Annotated in this window: 16 protein-coding genes and 2 pseudogenes; 8 read left to right on the forward strand and 10 right to left on the reverse strand. The window is 62.2% G+C overall.

What is annotated here, in order from left to right:
- Positions 1-64: 64 nt before the first annotated feature.
- The gene (locus tag RlegSU303_RS13230; protein ID WP_131720152.1) at positions 65-685 is read right to left on the reverse strand and encodes an NAD(P)H-dependent oxidoreductase; all 621 of its coding nucleotides are present in this window, start codon (positions 683-685) and stop codon (positions 65-67) included.
- Between the two features lie 93 nt (positions 686-778).
- Between RlegSU303_RS13230 and RlegSU303_RS13235 the strand changes: the two genes are divergently transcribed.
- Both RlegSU303_RS13235 and RlegSU303_RS13240 read left to right on the forward strand, forming a co-directional pair.
- Positions 779-1450 (forward strand): TetR/AcrR family transcriptional regulator, encoded by a 672-nt coding sequence (locus RlegSU303_RS13235; RefSeq protein WP_017960908.1) that lies wholly within the window; start codon positions 779-781, stop codon positions 1448-1450.
- A 162-nt stretch (positions 1451-1612) separates the two neighbouring features.
- Entirely contained in the window at positions 1613-2959 is a 1347-nt protein-coding gene (locus tag RlegSU303_RS13240) for an epoxide hydrolase family protein (protein ID WP_131720153.1), read from the forward strand.
- 91 nt (positions 2960-3050) lie between these two features.
- Here the strand turns inward: RlegSU303_RS13240 and RlegSU303_RS13245 are convergent, their stop codons facing one another.
- Positions 3051-3443 carry a VOC family protein gene (locus tag RlegSU303_RS13245; protein ID WP_017960911.1) on the reverse strand — a complete coding sequence of 131 codons (393 nt, stop codon included), beginning with the start codon at positions 3441-3443 and terminating at the stop codon, positions 3051-3053.
- Positions 3444-3596: 153 nt separating this feature from the next.
- On the opposite strand from RlegSU303_RS13245, the gene RlegSU303_RS13250 reads away from it, so the two are divergent.
- Entirely contained in the window at positions 3597-4145 is a 549-nt protein-coding gene (locus tag RlegSU303_RS13250) for a methyltransferase family protein (RefSeq protein WP_231283182.1), read from the forward strand.
- A 129-nt stretch (positions 4146-4274) separates the two neighbouring features.
- Here the strand turns inward: RlegSU303_RS13250 and RlegSU303_RS13255 are convergent, their stop codons facing one another.
- Positions 4275-5057 carry an alpha/beta fold hydrolase gene (locus RlegSU303_RS13255; RefSeq protein ID WP_017960913.1) on the reverse strand — a complete coding sequence of 261 codons (783 nt, stop codon included), beginning with the start codon at positions 5055-5057 and terminating at the stop codon, positions 4275-4277.
- Between the two features lie 372 nt (positions 5058-5429).
- Between RlegSU303_RS13255 and RlegSU303_RS13260 the strand changes: the two genes are divergently transcribed.
- Positions 5430-6122 carry a GntR family transcriptional regulator gene (locus tag RlegSU303_RS13260; protein WP_017960914.1) on the forward strand — a complete coding sequence of 231 codons (693 nt, stop codon included), beginning with the start codon at positions 5430-5432 and terminating at the stop codon, positions 6120-6122.
- Positions 6123-6127: 5 nt separating this feature from the next.
- Here the strand turns inward: RlegSU303_RS13260 and RlegSU303_RS34365 are convergent.
- Both RlegSU303_RS34365 and RlegSU303_RS13265 read right to left on the reverse strand, forming a co-directional pair.
- Positions 6128-6407 (reverse strand): annotated as a pseudogene (locus RlegSU303_RS34365) (hypothetical protein).
- Between the two features lie 120 nt (positions 6408-6527).
- Positions 6528-6758, reverse strand: a pseudogene (locus tag RlegSU303_RS13265) (O-methyltransferase); the annotation flags it as partial.
- A gap of 312 nt (positions 6759-7070) precedes the next feature.
- Here RlegSU303_RS13265 and RlegSU303_RS13270 point away from each other — a divergent pair.
- The 3 genes from RlegSU303_RS13270 to RlegSU303_RS13280 all read left to right on the forward strand — a co-directional run bounded on the left by RlegSU303_RS13270 (position 7071) and on the right by RlegSU303_RS13280 (position 8951).
- Positions 7071-7841, forward strand: coding sequence for a siderophore-interacting protein (locus tag RlegSU303_RS13270; RefSeq protein WP_131720154.1), 771 nt, complete (start codon positions 7071-7073; stop codon positions 7839-7841).
- 145 nt (positions 7842-7986) lie between these two features.
- The gene (locus RlegSU303_RS13275) at positions 7987-8490 is read left to right on the forward strand and encodes a MarR family winged helix-turn-helix transcriptional regulator (protein ID WP_017960917.1); all 504 of its coding nucleotides are present in this window, start codon (positions 7987-7989) and stop codon (positions 8488-8490) included.
- Positions 8491-8534: 44 nt separating this feature from the next.
- Positions 8535-8951 (forward strand): NUDIX hydrolase, encoded by a 417-nt coding sequence (locus tag RlegSU303_RS13280; protein WP_017960918.1) that lies wholly within the window; start codon positions 8535-8537, stop codon positions 8949-8951.
- A gap of 41 nt (positions 8952-8992) precedes the next feature.
- On the opposite strand, the gene RlegSU303_RS13285 is transcribed toward RlegSU303_RS13280, so the two are convergent.
- A complete protein-coding gene (locus RlegSU303_RS13285) occupies positions 8993-10039 on the reverse strand; it encodes a DUF3095 family protein (protein WP_017960919.1) in 1047 nt (348 codons plus the stop codon).
- A gap of 118 nt (positions 10040-10157) precedes the next feature.
- The gene (locus tag RlegSU303_RS13290) at positions 10158-10553 is read right to left on the reverse strand and encodes an Ohr family peroxiredoxin (protein WP_131619704.1); all 396 of its coding nucleotides are present in this window, start codon (positions 10551-10553) and stop codon (positions 10158-10160) included.
- 216 nt (positions 10554-10769) lie between these two features.
- Here RlegSU303_RS13290 and RlegSU303_RS13295 point away from each other — a divergent pair, with 216 nt between their 5' ends.
- Entirely contained in the window at positions 10770-12164 is a 1395-nt protein-coding gene (locus RlegSU303_RS13295) for a M20 family metallopeptidase (RefSeq protein WP_231283184.1), read from the forward strand.
- A 14-nt stretch (positions 12165-12178) separates the two neighbouring features.
- Here RlegSU303_RS13295 and RlegSU303_RS13300 read toward each other — a convergent pair whose 3' ends face one another.
- From RlegSU303_RS13300 to RlegSU303_RS13310, 3 genes are all read right to left on the reverse strand, one after another.
- The gene (locus tag RlegSU303_RS13300) at positions 12179-12577 is read right to left on the reverse strand and encodes an FAD-dependent oxidoreductase (RefSeq protein ID WP_231283186.1); all 399 of its coding nucleotides are present in this window, start codon (positions 12575-12577) and stop codon (positions 12179-12181) included.
- Between the two features lie 111 nt (positions 12578-12688).
- A complete protein-coding gene (locus RlegSU303_RS13305; RefSeq protein WP_003540699.1) occupies positions 12689-13036 on the reverse strand; it encodes a hypothetical protein in 348 nt (115 codons plus the stop codon).
- A gap of 137 nt (positions 13037-13173) precedes the next feature.
- Entirely contained in the window at positions 13174-14478 is a 1305-nt protein-coding gene (locus tag RlegSU303_RS13310; RefSeq protein WP_131645369.1) for an extensin-like domain-containing protein, read from the reverse strand.
- Positions 14479-14611 lie beyond the last annotated feature (133 nt).

A 14611-nucleotide genomic window follows, 5' to 3' on the forward strand; every position in this document is an offset into this window, starting at 1 on the left:
AAAGCCGGCGGCGCAAGGCTTCGCCCGCGCCAGCCGATAAACCCTGCTTGAATACCGGACACCTTTACGCGGCGTCAGTCGCCTCGTATCGCCCGGATGTGACGAAGAGCCTGCGGCCAACGGCGTGCGCAGTCTCCAGATGGGCGTTCGCATGGTCCGGTCCGGTTTCGAGCATGAACTCGGATGTCACGACGCGGGCGCCGCAATAGTCGAAGATCCCGTGATCGATCTGCGTCTTCATCGCGCCGAAATAGCCGTGCCGCGTATAGGTCCCCGCATCGGCGCCGCCGAGGCCGACCAGATGCACCGGCAGGCGGCCAAGCAGCTTCACCAGCCCGGCATCCGCGCGATCGTCGTAAGCCCAGCCATTCGTGAACACCCGGTCGATCCATCCCTTGAGCAGCCCCGGCATCGACCACCAGTAGACGGGATAGACGAGCACCAGCGCATCGGCGCGGTTGATCCTTGCCTGCTCGGCGGCAACGTCGGCGGGCAGCACCCCTTTCCTCAGATGCAGAGCGATATCGGCCGCGGTGAACCGGGGATCGAAGCCCTCGGCCGCGACATCGGCAAACTCGACGGAATGACCGGCATCGGACAGTGTGACACCTTCGGCAAGATGGGCGGCGACGCCGTGGGTGAGCGACTGGGGATCGGGATGCGCGACGACGATGAGCGCGTGCATGCAGAAAACTCCTGTTGAATGATTGCGGACGGAAGTCGCGGGCTGTATACCTTTGGTAAGCTACTTTCAGTAAGTTACTTTTGGTATATAGTGATGTCAAGCGCCGAAACGACGGGTCAGCCGACCGATCCGCAACCGCGCCGCCGCCTGTCGCGACAGGATCGGCATCGCCAGTTGCTCGACGTCGCTTGGCAGATCGCCCGTGACGAGGGAACGGAAGCGCTGACCCTCGGCCGGCTTTCCGAGCTGGCGGGCGTAACGAAACCCGTGGTCTATGATCATTTCGAAACCCGCCCCGGCCTGCTCGCAGCGCTCTACCGTGAATTCGACGCCCGCCAGACGGCTGTGATGGACGCAGCCCTTGCGGCAAGCCAGCCGTCGCTCGCCGACCGGGCCACAGTCATCGCCACCTCCTATGTCGACTGCGTGCTTCTTCAGGGTCGCGAAATCCCCGGTGTGATCGCAGCACTTGCCGGCTCGCCGGAACTCGAAAGGATCAAGCGCGAATACGAAGCGGCCTTCATCGAGAAATGCCGCATCGCGCTTTCGCCCTTTGCCGGTGCCGGCACGATCGCCGCAGCCGGCCTCTGGGCCATGCTCGGCGCCGCCGAAGCCCTCTCCTATGCCGCCGCGTCGGGCGACATCACCGCCGTCGAGGCAAAGAACGAACTCTTCGAAACCATCGTCGCGATGGTGGCGAGAAGTATGGGCGGCGGCACGCATCCCGATCACCTGCGCAATACGGCCGGCCTCGCATCGAGATGATCCGGCGGCGACCCTGGTGAGCGACGCGACGGCCGCCTTCTCGCACCTAATGATGCATGCTGCGCACAAGCTGAACGGCCCGACCTACGCCCATGCTATTCTGACGACGGCCGAACTCATCGAAGTCTTGCCCAAGGCGTCTGCTTCAAAGGAGACAATGCCATGACCATGCTCTTCAAAATGCTCACAAGTGCCGGCTCGGAATCCCTGAACCGCGACCGGCGCAGGTTCCTGACCACCGCGGCGATCGGGATCGCCGCCGCGAGCGCGACCAGCCTGTTTCCGTCCTATCCGACATCGGCTGCCACGGGAGATGCGATCCGCCCGTTTCGCGTCGACACTCCCGAGGCGGACCTCCTCGACCTTCGCCGGCGCGTGCTGGCAACACGCTGGCCCGAACGCGAGACGGTCGACGACCAGTCGCAGGGCATACAGCTCGAAAAGATCAAGCCGCTCGTCGATTATTGGGGCACCGGCTACGATTGGCGAAAGGCGGAAGCGAAGCTGAACGCGCTGCCGCAATTCATCACCGAGATCGACGGCCTAGACATCCACTTCATTCACGTCCACTCGAAACATCCGAATGCCCTGCCCGTCATCATCACCCATGGATGGCCGGGATCGGTATTCGAGAACCTCAAGATCATCGGCCCGCTCACCGATCCGACCGCTCATGGCGGACGCGCCGAAGATGCGTTCGACGTGGTCATTCCGTCGATGCCGGGCTACGGCTTCTCCGGCAAGCCGACCGGCACCGGCTGGGGACCGGACCGCATCGCGGGGGCCTGGGCGGAACTGATGAAGCGCCTCGCTTACAGCAGCTACGTCGCCCAGGGCGGCGACTGGGGCTCGCCGGTCTCCGGCGCGATGGCACGGCTCGCGCCACAAGGTCTGCTCGGCATCCACATCAACCTGCCGGCTGTCGTGCCGCCCGAAGTTGCCGCGGTGCTCGCCGCGGGCGGGCCGGCGCCGCAGCGACTCTCCACCGAGGAACGCGCGGCGTTCGATGCCCTCAGCGCCGCAGCCAAGATGGGGAACAGGTCCTATGCCACGATGATGGGTACGAGGCCGCAGACGATCGGCTACGCCATATCGGATTCCCCGGCCGGCCTTGCGGCATGGACGCTCGGTCATCCGGGCTTCACGCACTGGACCTACGACAGCAGCGATCCCGAAAAGTCTCCCGACGAGGTGCTCGACGACATCACGCTTTACTGGTTGACCAACAGCGCCGCTTCCTCGGCCCGGATTTACTGGGAATATGGCGGCGGGCGCAGTCCCGTCCTTGCGGCCGGGGAGAAGACCTCCAAGATCGCGCTTCCGGTCGCCATCACCGTCTTTCCTGGGGAGAGCTATCAGGCCCCGGAGACATGGGCCCGTCGCGCCTATCGCAACCTTATCTATTTCCACAAGGTCGACAAGGGCGGCCATTTCGCTGCCTGGGAGCAGCCGGAGCTCTTCTCCGCCGAGCTTCGAGCAGCGTTCAGGCCGCTGCGCCGACCGATATGAGAGGAGCGGCGGCCCCTCGCCGCTCAGGGATGCTGCCGCCTGGTATGATTGTCCATGATCGGCACCGGGATCGCCTCCCTTGGCGCCAAGCTCACGGATTCCAGCCGCCGCTGCCATAGCGGCGCGTGATGATTTCAATCAGATGGCCGTTCGGATCTTCGAAATAGACCCCGCGCCCGCTGTCGTGGTCGTTGGTCTCGCCCGGCTTCCGCTGGCCGGGGTCAGCCCAGTAGCGCAGGTTCCGCTCACGAATTCGATTGAATATCGCCTCGAATTCAGCGTCTCCGACCAGGAAGGCGTAGTGTTGGCGGACGATTTCGCCTTCCGTATCCATATAATCGAGATTGGCGTCGTTGTCGGTCGTGACCATGTAGAACGGCCCCCAGCGCCGCGGCGCCGGTAGCCCCAACATGTCGGCCAGAAAATCTGCCGAGGCCTTGCTGTCGCGAGCCGACAGGATGGTATGATTGAAGTGGATGGGCATGGTGGCGTCTCGCAAACGAGGAGCTGCAAGCTCGATGGAAGCTTTGCCGGTTAACACCCGCGGCCGCCTCTTGTTCCGAACTTCGACCGCGCCTCTCCGCCTTCAAATCTCTTTCGAAACGAGGTAGACTCACCGGTGGAGGAGCCGCGACAAATGGCACGAAACACGCGCCCCATACGCTGGAATCCCAGGGACCGGGGAGACCGGATGGGTGGCGGCATCAACGAGGCGAACGGTAATTTGCGCGACAGTTCGGGCGCGGCGGTGCGGCCGCCGATCGCCTGGGCGCTGACGGTCGTCGCAGGGCTTGCGCTCGACTGGCTTTATGCGCTGCCGTTCCTGCCGGCGGCCATGCCTGCCGGTGGGCTCGGTAGCATCGTGTTCCTCGCCGGCCTGGCGCTGCTGATCTGGGCGGCAGCAACCTTCCGCCGGGCGGGGACACAGGTCCAGCTCAGCCGGCCGACGACGACGATCGTCGACGAAGGCCCCTATCGCTTCACGCGCAACCCAATCTACATCGGTATGTTCCTCGGCCTCATCGGCCTCGCCGTCGCCTTCGACAGCCTGTGGCTCATCATCCTGTTGGCGCCGTTCTACCTCGTCATCCGCTACGGCGTGGTCGCCCGCGAGGAGGCCTATCTCGAGCGGAAATTCGGTGACGCTTATCTCGCCTACAAGGCCCGCATCAGGCGGTGGCTGTAGCGAGACGAAGAAGCGTCGACCTGCTGAAACCCGAATGACGGAAACGGGTCGAGACACGACCCCTCGCGGCATCATGGCATCGCCAAAGCAAGCCGGCAAACGGCATCGCCGCTTTGCCGGCCGCTGAGATCAGTTCGTGTTCTGCCCCGCCGCCTCGATGATCAGCCGGGCAATCTCGTCAGGGTGGGAGATCAGCGACAGATGGCTGGCCTTCACCTCTATCGTCTTGGCCCCCATGCGCTTGGCCATGAAGCGTTCGAGATCCGGGTTGATCGTCCTGTCCTCGGTGGAAACGGCATACCAGCTTGGCTTCGAGCGCCACGCCGCCTGCGTCGTCTTGCCGGTCAGCAGCACCTTCTGGAACGGTTGCTGCACGGCATAGAGCACTTTCGCCTTCGCCTCCGGCAGGTCACCGGCGAAATCACGCAGGAAGGCTTCCTCGCTGAGGCGTCCCTCGTCGCCGTCGAAGACGATGCCGGCGGACGCCGGCGGCGTCGGGAAGGTTTTGGCGAGAGCGGTATAATCCTCACCTGCATCCGGCGCCCGCGCCGCGACGTAGACGAGCGCCGAAACATCAGGGTGCACGCCGGCCTCGGTGACCATCATGCCGGAAAACGAATGCCCGACCAGAACCGTCGGGCCATCCTGCCGGTCGAGCACCCGCTTCACGGCAGCGACGGCCTCGGGCAGCGTCGTCAGCGGGTTTTGCACCGCTGTGGCATTGAGCCCGGCCTCCTGCAGGCGCGCGATCACCTCGGTCCAGCACGAGCCGTCGGCAAACAGCCCGTGCGCCAGCACGACGTTGCGCGCCTTAACGGGAGCGGATGTCGCGGCCATACCGCGGGTAGCAAGCAGAGAAGCGGCGGCGCCGGCAACAAGGGCAGCCGAGAAAGTCCGTCTGTTCATCATCATGATCTGGTTCCTTGTGCGTCCAGGAATTGAAGGATCGAAAGCATGCTGGATCGGGACCGAAGAACCGAAGCCAAGTCAAAATCGGTTGGTCTGTGATGCCATGTCGGCACGGTTTGCTTTGCCCGGCGCGAGGCGTTGGCCTTCGCCGCGTTGCGGCTCCCGTCCTATTCAAATTCGGTATTTGAAGCGGCTTGGTGTATGCAGAAGCCTGCTTGCTGGAGATTTATGTATTCCCATCCGATATAAAGTCAATTATTGAATACGTAACACCTTCGTGATGCCATAAGTGTATACGCTGAGCGGGCAGGTCAAGCGCATTTGTATACACAATCGATCGAGCCGTCGATGTTGAAACAGATCGGAGATAACGGAATGGCGAGTGGTTTCGAAACCGAGGATGACGGCGATGATCGCGGGTTGCTCTCCGACCGCATCCGCAACGCCCTGACGGACGAGATCGCCACCGGCACGCTAGCGGCCGGCGCAGCATTGGACGAACAGCAGCTTGCCGATCGTTTCGGCGCCTCCCGCACGCCGGTTCGGGAAGCTTTGCGTCAGCTGGCGGCGGGCGGTCTCGTCGAGCTTCGCGCCCGACGCGGCGGTGTCGTCGCCCGCATGACGCCGGAGCGCATCATGGAGATGTTCGAAACGGTGGCCGAAATCGAGGCCGTATGCGTCAGGCTCGCCACCTACCGTATGACACCGCTGGAGCGCAGCCATCTGATCGAACTGCACGATCTCTCAGAGCCGACTGTCGAAGCCGGAAATTTCGATGCCTATGACAGCTTCAACCGCCAATTCCATGAAGCCATCTATCACGCCACCCACAATAGCTTCCTTGCCGAACAGGCGATCGCCGTGCGCAACCGCCTGAATGCCTTCCGGCGCACGCAGTTGCGTCAGGGCGAACGGCTCCGCCGATCCCGGGACGAACACGAGGCAATCATGCAGGCGATCGCTGAAGGCGACGGTGAGATGGCATCCCGGCGCATGCGCGCCCACATGCTGAACGCCGCCACCTCGCTCAGCCGCTTCATCGAAACCAACAAGCCGGGGGGAGCCTGACGTTCTTACGGCACGGGGCAGCGGTATTTATCGGCGATCAACGTCGTCATCAGCTCGTCGCCGGTGGCCTCGCGATGCCGGGATTTTCTTCCAGGAATGTACCCAACGTATTGCCGATTGCTTCCGCGGTCGTTCCAACTGGCACACAGACGTTTACCCCAACAGAGTTGGCAAAATACGCCGACTTCACCATTGCTTTCGGCGCAGGAACGACTTCGGTGAAAATACGGCGGGAATCTTTGCTGAAACCGTTGCCAATAGGGTGGCGATAAGAATGCCCGACATCACATCTCCAAAGCTCGCGATGGCGGAGCTTCGATCGGGAAAGTGTCGGAAATTAGCTTCAAACGTGTCATCTTTTTTTCTGCAACTAAAAACAAAATGGCCGCTGATCTCACCTCAGCCTCAATCGAACCGACTGACCTCAAGCCCGCTGCCGACCGGCAGCAGCACGGTTGATATCCCGGGCCTGGCGCGGACAGCTTCGCCGTAGCGTTTGAGATCATCGCCTCCCGGGCGCAGCATGTTGTCGGCGACAATGATCGCGCCCGGATTGAGCTTAGGGTAGAAGGCTTCGAGGCAGGGGAGGTAGAGATCCTTCCAGAGATCCAACAGCACGGAGTCGATGCCCTGGGAAGGCTCATCGCGTGATAGATGTTGAGCACGTCCTGGATTCTGCGGTCCATCGTCCTCTCTGTAACCGCTGATCGGCCGATCATTGCCCAATCGGAACGGCGCCGAAAAGTTAAACTTTGGCAATCATCCCCATTGCTGGCTCCCTTGCCGTTGCACATGCGGCCGCCGTCGGCTACATCATGCCATCAATGACCGGGTCACCCGGCCACGTAAGCGTTAACGTCACTCAACGCGTATGATCGAACGGCTTTGCGGCTTCGATCTGCGCGACTGTGTCCTGCGGATCGAGCTTCAGAAGCCCCGGAAGGACACATGGATAACAATCAACTCACAGATCAGATTTCACCGCCCCCCGGCATCGAACGGGTCCGTCACGACACGCGACGGCGCACCCTGGCGGTCGAAAGCATTGTCGACATCACCCCCGGCATGCGCCGCATCACATTGTCCGGCGGCGATCTTGGCGATTTCATCAGCCTTGCGCCCGACGACCACATCAAGATTTTCGTACCGGCCGCCGATGGCGGCGAAGAACGCCGTGACTACACGCCGCGCCGCTACGACAATGCCGAACGAAAACTGACCATCGACTTCGCCTTGCATGAGGCAGGCCCGGTAACCCAATGGGCGATCAATGCACAACCCGGCGACAGGCTCGAGATCGGCGGTCCAAGGGGCTCCGCCGTAGTCTCGGAGACCGTAAAACGATGGCTGCTGATCGGCGACGAAACGGCACTGCCGGCGATCGGCCGCCGGATCCAGGAGAGCAGCGCCGGAACCGTCATCACCACAATCGCAGCCGTCACCGGCCCGTTGGAAGAGCAAGTCTTCGAGACATCAGCCGAGCTGCACCTCCACTGGGTGCACCGGCCTCTCTCTCAGGCAACCGATGCCACTGCACTGCTGAAACTGTTGAGTACGGTCGATATCCAGCCGGAAACATTCATCTGGGTCGCGGCGGAAGCCTCGGTGACACGCGAAATCCGCGCCTATCTGCTGGAACGAGGTTGCCCGCTCAGCTGGATCAAGGCATCCGGCTACTGGGTGTTCGGCAAGGCCGATACGACAGAGAAGTTCGGTTAGGCGGCAAGGCGCCAGCGGGCCGGCGCTCCTGAAGCTGGGGGCGACGGCCGGGAGAGGTTATTCGAAAACAACCGCCGATGCGGTTGCGATTTAATCGGATACGATATATAAGTCCTAGCATTCAGAGCTTGGATAGGATGAAATCATGCCCGCATCTAAAACCAGACAGCCTGACACACTTGCACCCACCTCTCCGCAGGCGGGCAAGGGCGGTCGCAAGCTTTCCAATTTCCTCTGCTTCGCGGTCTATTCGGCCAATCTCGCCTTCGGCCGCGCCTATAAGCCGATCCTGGACGAACTTGGCCTGACCTATACGCAATATATCGCCATGGTGGCCCTCTCCGAAGAGGACGACCAGACCGTCGGGGTGTTGGGGGAAAAGATGTTTCTCGAATCCAACACGCTGACGCCCATCCTTAAGAAGCTGGAGTCGAATGGTTATATCACCCGTCACCGCGATCCCGCCGACGAGCGGCAGGTGCGGGTCAGCCTGACGCCGGCAGGGCGCCAACTCGTTGAAACTGATCCCGGCGACGCGCTGCTTGGCGCCACCGGCCTCGGCGACGACTTTCCCGTCGTGCAGAAATCGGTGACGACGCTGCGCGACAACCTCCTGCGGTCAACGCAGGGCGAACCGGGGAAATCGTGATCGCGGCATCAGTCGGCAGTTGCTGACATAACGGAGAAGACGACATGCCCGAGATCGCGATGGGCGCCCTGAGCCAGAACGGAACCGTTCTTCTGGCCAGACGCAATTCCATGCGCAAGGCGAACCCGGATCGCTGGAGCCTGCCGGGCGGCCATATCGAAGACGGCGAAGACGCCGAGACGGCAATGCGCCGGGAATTGATGGAAGAAATAGGCGTGACCCCGCAGCGCTGGCAGTTTGCCGGAAAGCTCGTATCGGAAGGCCCGCCTGAGGCATCCGTCACCTTCCATGTCTATCGCATCGATCAGTGGCACGGGTATCCGCGGCTGGTCGATGACGAACACACCGAGCTTAGATGGTTTAACCTCGCCGCGATAGAAGGTGAAGCCGAGCTGGCGCCGCCTCAGCTCGGCGAAATGCTCGCAAACCTGGTCAGCCGGGAAACGGGGAAGCCCGCTTAGATCTCTTGGCGGCCATGATCCCGCGCCGGCTGGGTCTTGAGCTACGGCGCATGATGCCGGACGACATCGCCAAGCGCGCCTTCCTCCATCTTCTCGGCGGCCCTGGCATAGCCGCCGCCCATTCCATCGAGGAAATGCAGGTGCGAATCCGGCCTGTCCGATGGCACGAGACAGGTCATCAGGGCATGCGACTGGCGGTGCATTCCGAAGTTGATCTCACCGCGCGCCCTCGCCGGAACGAGGATCGCTTCGACCTTGTCGATCTGTTCATGCGTGCAGTCCAGCGTCAAACGCAAACCATCATCGAACTTGCGGAAATCCGAATTGGAAGCGACCGCCGACCAGCCTTTCGCATCGACCTGCCTGCCGCGGTCTCCGGGAATAGGAATATCGCCGGGAAGCGGGTGAGATTGGCGCGGTCCGGCATCGAAAACCGCAAGGACGCGTTTCGCCAGCGCGGCAAAGACCTCGGGACTGATATGATCGCGAGGCTCGACCAACAGCGACAGGATCTCGCCCCGCTGGCTTGGGAACGGGGTCCAGTCACAGCTGAGGCCGGTCAGGTCTGGCTTCGTCGCGTAGCGGCCCGGCTTGACCAGATACCGGCCGTTCTTGATCTGCTGCTCCGCCCATTTGAGCCCGCCCCCTGTAAACATCGCATAGGTGGCGTTCTCGGAGGCGGCATAGCGGGCAATTCTAACGTCGCGCCCACTGGTGCGGATTTCGCGTACGGTCAGCAGCCCGATACGAAGGGTAAGATCGAGATCGGCTCTTGCAAAGCTCGCCACCTGCCGCAATGCCGATGTCGCCGCCATCATGCCCTGTGGCGGCAAGGCGAATGCTGCCCCGTCTCCGCGAAACACGAATGCGAAATCGAACGATCCCCAGGCATTGCCGAGGGCGGCGATAACAGATGCGCCAGCATAGTTGACGTCTTCATAGCGCCCCGACCGGATCGCCGTGGTCGAGTTGACGACATCAGTGATGCCGATCAGCCAGTCATCGGGCAACGGCTCATAGACATCAGGGTCGAGCACATGTGAAAACTCGTCAAAGGCCTGGTGCGACTGGCCGTGGCTATTGATCATCGGTTGCTCTCCAGATCGGCAAGGTTTCCCGTGCCTGCTAGCTCAGAAAGAGGTCTGCCGGCCGACCGGCAGGCCCTCCGCATCAAGTCCTCCGACGATGAGGTCTGCCCTCGCCCGCTCAGACAAGCTTGGTCTCGACGTCGATATTGCCGTGTGTCGCCTTGGAATAAGGGCAAATGTCATGGGCTGCCTCGATCAGCTCCTGCGCGATGTCGCGATCGATGCCGGACAGGCTGACATTGAGGCGCGCCCTCAGGAAGAAGGAGCCGTTGTCGGCGTTGAGAGTAATCTCCGCGTCGACCTCGGGACCATCAGGCAGCGTGATCTTTCTCTGGGCAGCAGCAAGTTCGATGGCGCCGATGTAGCAGGCCGACCAGGCGATGCCGAACAGGTTTTCAGCGGCCGGATGCGGCTGCGGCAGCTTGATGTCGATCGTGCCGTCGCTGCTGCGTGCAGAGCCGTCGCGGCCGCCGGAGATGTGGGTTTTGCCGGTAAAGAGAAGCTTCTCGGTCATGGTTATATCCCTTCGGTTTAGGTTTTATTCGTATCCGATTAAATCGGATGCGCTCTAATACGCCCAGCCAAAACCGATGTCAACACCATTCCGATTTAATCGGATGCGATTTATTTCAAAATACGGAAACGCGCCTTATCCGGGCAACCCTCAGCGGCAGCGGCGAAATTCGATTGGGCATTTCGATGCGCCTGTCCTGATGTTATGCTCCGGTTCATGACACGTGACGCGGCCATAGCAAGAGCAGAGGCCTATTTCGATTCCGGATCGTTCCGAACCGATCTTACGCGCCGTGTCGGCATGCCGACGGAGAGCCAGAACCCCGATCGCAGGCAGGTGTTGCTCGACTATATCGAAACCGAAATCAGGCCGACCTTCGAGGCTCTCGGTTTCACCTGCCGCACATTGACGGAGACCGGTTGGCCCTTTCTCTTTGCCGAGCGCATCGAGGATCACGAACGACCGACCGTCCTTGGTTATGGCCATGGCGACGTGATCCGCGGACTTGACGATGACTGGGACGACGGCCTGTCGCCCTGGCGGATGACCGAACGTGACGGCAGATGGTACGGCCGCGGCGTCGCCGACAACAAGGGGCAGCACACCGTCAATATCGGCGCCATCCAGGCCGTGCTGGAAACGCGCGGCAAGCTCGGGTTCAACGCCAAATATCTGATCGAGATGGGTGAGGAGCGGATATCGCCCGGCCTGCGTGAACTCGCCGTCACGCACAGGGAATTGTTTCGCGCCGACGTGCTGATCGCCTCAGACGGCCCGCGGCTCACTGCCGAACGGCCGACTATCTTCTTGGGTTCCCGCGGCGCCGTCAGCTTCGATATATTGATCGACGCGCGCAAGGGCGGGCACCACTCCGGGAACTGGGGCGGCCTACTCTCCGATCCTGCAATCCAACTCGCCCATGCGCTTGCCAGCATCACCGGCCCGTCGGGCGAAATTCGCATCCCGGAATGGTGTCCGAAAGAGATCCCCGACAATGTCCGGCATGTGCTTGCCGACTGCGTCCCAGAGGATGGCAACGGCGATGCGAAAATCGATCCGAACTGGGGCGAACCTGGGCTGACGCCAGCCGAAAAACTGTTTGCCTGGAGCTCCTTCGCGATCCTGGCTTTCGAAGCCGGCAACCCCAAGACACCCGTCGGCGCGATCCCGCCGCGCGCCTGGGCGCGTTGCCAGCTACGCTTCGTCGTCGGAGTCGATGTGAAGGATATACTGCCGGCGCTACGACGGCACTTCGACAGCCATGGTTTTCCGCAGGTGCAGATTGCCCAGGCAAGCGACGAGATTTTCTACGCGACACGTCTCGATCCCAAGCATCCCTGGGTCGGTTGGGCGGTCGCCTCGATCAGCCGCACCACCGGCAAGACGCCGGCCATCCTGCCGAACCTCGGCGCATCGCTGCCGAACGACACCTTCTCCGAGACCCTGGACCTGCCGACGATCTGGGTCCCGCATTCTTATCCGGGATGCTCCCAGCATGCGCCGAACGAGCATCTTCCCCTCTCCATCGCTCGCGAGGGCCTCGCATTGATGGCAGGCCTCTATTGGGATCTCGGCGAGCCCGGCGTGCCAGTCGGCCGGCAGACAATCTAGACGCCACCATCCATTCATGCCTCCACGCCCGAACGCATGCTCTGGAAGAAGTCGACAAGCCGCCGCGGCGCCTGGTCGTTAAAGCACATATCAAGGCCCGCAGCCGATTGCGAGGCGGCACGTTCGCTGCGGGGAAGCATCGCTGCTTCGTAGGAGGCGAGTGCTGCCTCGATATCGTCCCCGTCAGCGATGATCGCCTGTGCCAGTTCCGCGCCGTCGAGCATCGCCAGATTGGCTCCTTCGCCGGCAAAGGGCGATATCAGATGCGCGGCATCGCCGATCAGCATGAGGCCTGGCAGGCGCTTCCAGCGGTGGCCGACTGGCAAGGCATAAAGCGGCCTAGCGATCAACGGCGCCTCGCTTCTGGCGATGGGGTCCACGAGCGAGGGATGCCAATCGCTGAAACGCTCCAACACGTCCTCGCGCAGGCCAAGATGGGTTGTGCCGAAGCCGCCGTGCAGCCGCTGCTACGGATGTATCGGTCAGCAATGGCGGATCACCAGGAGATCCCGGCGCGCCAGAACTCAGACCTTTTCTTTTTTTCTAGTTTTTTCCTTCGGTTCTACCGGTGCATCGGGCGTCGGCGCCAACAGCTTGCGCAGTGACGAGATCTTGTCCTTCACCAGCGGCCGGAACCGCGTGGCGCGATAGGGCATGTCGGCCGCACCATAACCTTCCGGCCCGTCGTCATTGCCGCGGTTGATCTCCGCGAGCTTCACCCCGATGAAGGTGCCGTCGATATAATGGGTATATTCACCCACCCAGCGGATCGTATAGATCTCGCCCTTGCGGATCAGCTGGTCGATGCTGACATGCTTGAAGGTGTCGTTGATGCAGACGACCTTCTGGCCGACATGGAAATCATAGCTCATGGATCAAACTCTCGAAACGGCAATCCGCTTGGCCGATCTATAGCGTGCCCTGCGGCGGGGATGAACCGTTTTCTGCCAGCCCGGCCCAATTGCGGCCGCAACATCGGCACCCGCCGCATGGTGTAGGAGGACAGGCATCAGTCGCAATAGGCCTTGCCGCTCTTGCGGGAGCGAAGATCGAAGTGGAAGTGGTTCCAGTGCTCCGGGTTGCTGCCGGGGCCGAGCACGGTGTTGAAATAACGGCAGCTGTCGCTGCGCACCGCCTTCAGCAGCCGCCCCTCGCGCAGCGAGAACAGGCCCTTCTTGCGGACGTCGATCTCGTGGCCGTTCTTCAGCACGAACTTGCCGACGTCGATAGCGTTGCCGCGGGCGTGTTCCGACATCGGATTGTATTTCTGCCGGCTATTGTTCATGCGTCGGCACGAATAGCCGCCGAGCGGCTGGATCGTCTTGATGCCGGACCAGTAACGGTAGCGGGCAGACGGCGCCAGTTCGTTCTTCACCCATTTGGCGAAGGCAAGCGTCACCTGGCAGTTCAGCGTCACGGCGGGGCGGACGCCGATATTGCCGGAAAGTCCCTTCAGCGACACCGGATAAGGCACCTGGCAGGCCGGCCCGTTCGAAATCGGCGGCTTGTTGTCGAAGAGTACGCCCATGCGTTTCAGCTCGCGCCGGCAGGCAAGCTCGGAGGACGGCATGACGCTGGGATCGACGGGTGCTGCCGGTTCGCTCATCATCGGATTGTTCGGCCGCAGCATCGCGACCTCTTCGCTCTCGTCCTCTTCGGGAACACGTGATGGAGCCACCACAGGGCTGCCGTCGTTCCAGGCGGGCGCCCGGCTCATTTGTGCCTCGGCCGCCGGCTGCGGCATTGGCTGCTGCGGGGGCTGGCGCATGGACTGGTTGAGCTGCGTTGGATTATCGGTGCCGATGCCGTCGACAACCGGCTCGGTGGCGTTGCCCTCGGCGATCTGCTGGTTTTGTTCCTGCGCCAGCCCGACGACCGGCTCCGCCCCGAGATCGTCATCCATGTTGACGCCGCCCGACGGGATCGCAAGCGCCTGCGTGCCGCCCCAGTTGCCGCTCGGTTGGCCTGCCGCCAGCGCCTCGTCGCTGTCGATCATCGGCAGCTTACCTCCTCGCGCCCCCGGTGCCGCGTGGCCGGTGCCGGCAAGGTTTGGCGTATCGAGATAGTCGACGGAGCCCTGGCTATTGCTGACGGGCGCACTGGAAACCGGATAGGAGGCCTGGCTCTCCACCGGCGCCATGCGCACGGCAGGGGCCATGCGCGCTGCCCCCCGCGACGGCGAGATCGAGCTGACCCTGGTGCCGTTGTCGACATTGGCCGGCGGCACCAGCCCGTCGCTGATCGAACAGGTCGTCAGCGCCGCCGAAAGCAGCAAGGGCAAAAGGGATCGCCGAGGAAAGGAAACAAACGCCATACTCTTATCGCTTCCGCAGGCTGGCCGGGCAGTGACCGAAAAAACTCACTCCAATTTTAATTAAAAACGGTGAATGAAAACTTACCGGCACAATCTGCACGCGACGGAAATGAAAAAGGCCGGTTTCCCGGCC

Origin of the sequence: Rhizobium sp. SU303 (genome assembly GCF_021052345.1) — a bacterium.
GTDB classification, from domain to species: Bacteria; Pseudomonadota; Alphaproteobacteria; order Rhizobiales; family Rhizobiaceae; genus Rhizobium; species Rhizobium laguerreae.

Coding starts and splice junctions, on each gene's coding strand:
- RlegSU303_RS13255 (WP_017960913.1), bottom strand. CDS start 5,057: ATGATGATGAACAGACGGACTTTCTCGGCTGCCCTTGTTGCCGGCGCC.
- RlegSU303_RS13230 (WP_131720152.1), bottom strand. CDS start 685: ATGCACGCGCTCATCGTCGTCGCGCATCCCGATCCCCAGTCGCTCACC.
- RlegSU303_RS13260 (WP_017960914.1), top strand. CDS start 5,430: ATGGCGAGTGGTTTCGAAACCGAGGATGACGGCGATGATCGCGGGTTG.
- RlegSU303_RS13310 (WP_131645369.1), bottom strand. CDS start 14,478: ATGGCGTTTGTTTCCTTTCCTCGGCGATCCCTTTTGCCCTTGCTGCTT.
- RlegSU303_RS13290 (WP_131619704.1), bottom strand. CDS start 10,553: ATGACCGAGAAGCTTCTCTTTACCGGCAAAACCCACATCTCCGGCGGC.
- RlegSU303_RS13235 (WP_017960908.1), top strand. CDS start 779: ATGTCAAGCGCCGAAACGACGGGTCAGCCGACCGATCCGCAACCGCGC.
- RlegSU303_RS13275 (WP_017960917.1), top strand. CDS start 7,987: ATGCCCGCATCTAAAACCAGACAGCCTGACACACTTGCACCCACCTCT.
- RlegSU303_RS13305 (WP_003540699.1), bottom strand. CDS start 13,036: ATGAGCTATGATTTCCATGTCGGCCAGAAGGTCGTCTGCATCAACGAC.
- RlegSU303_RS13270 (WP_131720154.1), top strand. CDS start 7,071: ATGGATAACAATCAACTCACAGATCAGATTTCACCGCCCCCCGGCATC.
- RlegSU303_RS13250 (WP_231283182.1), top strand. CDS start 3,597: ATGGCACGAAACACGCGCCCCATACGCTGGAATCCCAGGGACCGGGGA.
- RlegSU303_RS13295 (WP_231283184.1), top strand. CDS start 10,770: ATGACACGTGACGCGGCCATAGCAAGAGCAGAGGCCTATTTCGATTCC.
- RlegSU303_RS13285 (WP_017960919.1), bottom strand. CDS start 10,039: ATGATCAATAGCCACGGCCAGTCGCACCAGGCCTTTGACGAGTTTTCA.
- RlegSU303_RS13280 (WP_017960918.1), top strand. CDS start 8,535: ATGCCCGAGATCGCGATGGGCGCCCTGAGCCAGAACGGAACCGTTCTT.
- RlegSU303_RS13245 (WP_017960911.1), bottom strand. CDS start 3,443: ATGCCCATCCACTTCAATCATACCATCCTGTCGGCTCGCGACAGCAAG.
- RlegSU303_RS13240 (WP_131720153.1), top strand. CDS start 1,613: ATGACCATGCTCTTCAAAATGCTCACAAGTGCCGGCTCGGAATCCCTG.